This window comes from Bradyrhizobium sp. 76, assembly GCF_023073025.1.
GTDB lineage: Bacteria > Pseudomonadota > Alphaproteobacteria > Rhizobiales > Xanthobacteraceae > Bradyrhizobium.
Window position 1 is genome coordinate 1 of sequence record NZ_JADPIS010000008.1, and the last position, 2,935, is coordinate 2,935.

The window sequence follows — 2,935 nt, forward strand, 5'->3', positions numbered from 1 at the left end:
TAGAACACCTGCAGCAGCAAGGCGCTCAGCAATTGCTCCGGAGGGATCGAAGGACGTCCCTCGCTGGCGTATAGCTTTCCAAGGCTGCGGTTCAAATCACTCAAAACATCCCGGACAAGTTCCCGGACCTTCCGCAGCGGATGGTTCGCTGGCACACGTTTATCCGGCGCGATGTACGAAAACAGGCCGCCCTGATCCGTAAACCTGCCGCGCATGATCGTCTCCGCCGATTCGAGATGATAAAGTGAATCATCAAGTCCCCTCCCTGGCGAGGGGGTTTTTCAGCAGACTGCTAGAGGCAGCGCCATGGTTTTCTCGTTAGCTTGGAAGACTTGCGCGATCTCATCAGCAACCGTGCCAACTATGCGAATCGTTGCCACTCCGCGTCCCATTGATGAAAGACGTTGCCACTCGGGCTTCGTACGTACACCAGTCACAGTCGGATAAGCATCGTGAAGAAAACTCGAATTGCATTCATCAGCACCGGAGGGACCCTCGCATTCATCGAAAGTGATAGGTTGCAGGCCATCGATTACAGCAAACGAGGAGTAATGCTGAAGGCTCGGGAAATCTTGAACGAGATCCCCGAGGCTGGCGATATAGTCGATATCGACGTCTACGACGAAGGGCCGCTGATGAGTTCGGCTATATCGTTCCCCATCCTGAGGCGCTTGGCCCTTCTGTGCGAACGGATCTGCCGCGAGCAGGCTGGTACGAGCGGGATCGTCATCGGCCATGGCACATCAACCCTGGAGGAGACGGCCCATTTTCTGAACCTCTCTCTGAAAGTCGATGTGCCTGTCGTCATTGTTGGAAGCCAGCGCCCTCTCATTGCTCTGTCCTCCGATGCGGGCATGAACCTCATCGGAGCATTCCGTGTGGCCGCATGCCCCCAGGCGCGAGGTCAGGGCGTACTTGTTGTGCTCAACGAAGAGATACATAGTCGTCCGTTAAGAAGCCGAATTGAGCGGGGCCCGACAGGGCGCGCGTGCGCCAGAGCTGGATCAGGAACAGGCACAAGAGTTCTCTGAGCCGGGCGAGGATGCGGCGGAAGTTGTGGCCGACGGCTGAGAGGATGACGTTGGCCGCATCGCCGGCGCGGCCTTTGAGGTAGCAGCGACCGAGGTGACCATCGGTCTTCAGGTGTCCGATGATGGGTTCGATGGCGGAGCGGCGGCGCAGCTCGCGCTTGATGACACCGAAGACGCCGCGCTTCTGGCCAGAGATGAAGATTCGGCGGGGATTTTGAGCGTCGTGGCCGCGATATCCCTTGTCGACATAGGCCCGCTCGATCGCACAGCCGGTGAGCGTCTCGGTGCGGTCGATGACATCCCGCAAGGTGTGACCGTCGTACGGGTTATCGGGCAGCGCCCTGGCGTGCAGCACGAACAGGCCACCGGGAGCACGGCGGTTGTTGGTGACGATAGAGGCTTTGACATGGCTTCGGAGCCTGGTTGGAGGCGGCATCCAAGCGGCTCCACTCCAATGTCTTGGTTGTTGCCCTGGCCGCAAAACTCGCGCGCATGGCCTGGAGCATGCTCGCAAAGGGCCGTGACTACGACGCCAACCTCTTGGGCCGCACCGCATAAGAAACAGGGCCGGAAAGGAAGATCCAAGGTCCGATCAGGAAGGCACAATAACCCGCCGAGGTTTGCGAGACGGAAAGGACGAATGGAGAAACGGTTCCACCGACACTTCTGAAGCCTGGTTCGACTCCATGGCCCTTCTTGAGGCCGGCGAGTTATTGAGGACAGAAGTGGGCGGACATCCAGCCAAGGCCAACTCTGACGCTGCAGAAGTACGGCTCTGGCGCCCTGAATGAACAGCGTTCGCAGGTACCGATTACCGCGCCTCGATATGCGCCCGAGAATGGTTCGATCGCCGGTCGAGATTTGCTTCGGTACCAGACCAAGCCATGCTGCAAAGTCTCGGCCCTTATGGAAGGCATCACCGGTTCCGATGGCGGCGACCATCGCGCTTGAGATGATCGGCCCGACGCCGGGCGCACTCATTAGGCGGCGACAGTGTGGATCTTGATCAGCGAGTTCGTTGATTTCTTTCGTCATTGACGCGACCCGTCGGTCGAGATGGCGCCAGTCCTCGGCCAAGTCTTGAATGAGCTGGATCACTCGAGGTGATAAGTTGTCTTTTGGCGCTGAGAGAATTTGAGGAAGTGCCAGTCGGAGCGCTGCCGCTCCTTGCCGGACTGGCAGCCCTCGCTCAAGCAAAAAGCCTCGGATTTGATTGATGACCGCGGTTCTTTGCGTCACCAATCGACTGCGAACTCTGTGCAGTGCCTGCAAGTCAAGTTGCTCGGCCGACTTCAATGGGACAAAGCGCATGGTCGGGCGCTGCGTCGCCTCTGCGATGGCTTCGGCATCACGGAAGTCATTCTTGTGGCCCTTGAGGTATGGCTTCACATACTGTGCCGGCAAGAGCCGTACTTGATGGCCTAATTTCTCCAGCTTGCGCCCCAGGTGGTGTGCTCCTGAACAAGCCTCCATTCCGATCAGGCAGGCTGGAACATTAGCCAGCGACTGCTCAAGCTGATTTCTCGATCGCTTCTTGCGTAGGATGATTGCACCCGTGGCATCGAATCCCACCACATGGAATGTGTTCTTGCCTAGGTCGATACCGATCGTGACAATGTTCGTATGGGACATGGCTCGTGCTCCTTCTCTTGCCGGGGCTTAACGTTGCCGCTGAGAGCGGGCGTGGTCCATGCCATTAACTCGTAAGGCGCGGCTGCTTTGCCCTTGCCGATGCACTCCACCTCCGGGGCGTGGAAGGAATAGAGCTTCCAGCCGCGCTGGCGCTGCTGCTGCGAGCGGATCTGTGCGGATTTCGCTGATGGTGAGCGGTGATTTCACGCGATGGTGAGCAGGCATTTCGCGCGATCGTGAGCAGCCGCTTTGGCCGACATGGTGATTGGGTC

The 2,935-nt window shown here is 58.5% G+C and carries 1 protein-coding gene and 3 pseudogenes; 1 reads left to right on the top strand and 3 read right to left on the bottom strand.

The features are described from left to right. Nucleotides 1–215, bottom strand: a pseudogene (locus tag IVB48_RS00145) (IS5/IS1182 family transposase); the annotation flags it as partial. Between the two features lie 237 nt (nt 216–452). On the opposite strand from IVB48_RS00145, the gene IVB48_RS00150 reads away from it, so the two are divergent. Beyond that, nucleotides 453–1,031, top strand: coding sequence for an asparaginase (locus IVB48_RS00150; protein WP_346658958.1), 579 nt, complete (start codon nt 453–455; stop codon nt 1,029–1,031). On the opposite strand, the pseudogene IVB48_RS00155 reads toward IVB48_RS00150, so the two are convergent. Both IVB48_RS00155 and IVB48_RS00160 read right to left on the bottom strand, forming a co-directional pair. Next, nucleotides 925–1,437, bottom strand: a pseudogene (locus IVB48_RS00155) (IS5/IS1182 family transposase); the annotation flags it as partial. The gene IVB48_RS00150 and the pseudogene IVB48_RS00155 overlap by 107 nt on opposite strands. 341 nt (nt 1,438–1,778) lie before the next feature. Then, nucleotides 1,779–2,663 (bottom strand): annotated as a pseudogene (locus tag IVB48_RS00160) (IS110 family transposase); the annotation flags it as partial. Nucleotides 2,664–2,935 lie beyond the last annotated feature (272 nt).